This is a genomic window from Vibrio sp. T9, assembly GCF_003123985.1.
Taxonomy (GTDB): domain Bacteria; phylum Pseudomonadota; class Gammaproteobacteria; order Enterobacterales; family Vibrionaceae; genus Vibrio; species Vibrio diabolicus.
Genome location: NZ_NIGY01000158.1, coordinates 1 through 315 on the forward strand (window position 1 = coordinate 1; position 315 = coordinate 315).

Annotated in this window: 1 pseudogene; it reads left to right on the plus strand. The window is 64.1% G+C overall.

The annotated features are described in order from the left end of the window. Nucleotides 1–120 precede the first annotated feature (120 nt). Nucleotides 121–315: pseudogene (locus CBX98_RS25890) on the plus strand (alpha-ketoacid dehydrogenase subunit beta); the annotation flags it as partial.

Genomic DNA, 315 nt, shown 5'->3' on the forward strand with positions numbered 1-315 from the left:
ACGAAGAACCAGCCGGCAACGGCGATGTTCGACTACCTGTATGCCGAACTCCCGGCCGACCTCGAAGCGCAGCGCGAGCTCGCCGCTTCCCTCGATCGCACGTCGTAAGGAACTCTTCCCATGGCACAAATCACTCTTATCGAAGCAGTGACCCAGGCGCTCGCCTACGAAATGCGCAACGACGACAGCGTCGTGGTGCTCGGTGAGGACGTCGGCGTCAACGGCGGCGTGTTCCGCGCCACGCAGGGCCTGCAGGAACAGTTCGGCGAGATGCGCGTCATCGACACGCCGCTGGACGAAGCCACCATCGCCGGC